Raw genomic sequence first — 439 nt, 5'->3', positions numbered from 1 at the left:
AGGTTATGCGAAATGAAAGATGTCGAAATCATCGAAGCACATGCCATGAAGGACCACATTCATATGTTAGTAAAGATACCTCCTAAATTATCTGTGTCGCATTTTATGGGCTACTTAAAGGGAAAAAGTTCGTTGATGATCCACGATCGTCATGCGAATTTAAAGTATAACCATGGGAATCGCACATTTTGGGCAAAAGGGTATTATGTGAGTACGGTGGGATTAAACCAAAAAACAATTGAAAACTATATTCGTAATCAAGAAGCAGAGGATCGACTACGAGACCATATGACGAAGAGAGAATATGTTGATCCATTTAAAGATAAGTAATAGAAGTGAACGGTTGACGGTCAGTTTAGAGTCCCCTTTAGGGGGCAGTCAGTAAAGTGCCCTTATAGGGCGAAATTAAAACCGCCGGTTCTACCGGCGGATAGTTACT

At 40.1% G+C, this 439-nt stretch carries 1 protein-coding gene; it reads left to right on the top strand.

Annotation, left to right across the window (positions count from 1 at the left end; translation table 11 throughout):
* Window positions 1-330 (top strand): IS200/IS605 family transposase (tnpA, locus tag MW695_RS22285; protein WP_247107618.1); only part of this gene is annotated, 330 nt, incomplete at its 5' end.
* Window positions 331-439: the final 109 nt, after the last annotated feature.

Source organism: Halalkalibacter sp. APA_J-10(15) (assembly GCF_023017105.1).
In the GTDB taxonomy this organism is placed as follows: domain Bacteria; phylum Bacillota; class Bacilli; order Bacillales; family Bacillaceae_D; genus Halalkalibacter.
The sequence above is the reverse complement of the archived record's forward strand: the minus strand, read 5'-3'. Positions and strand labels throughout refer to the sequence as shown.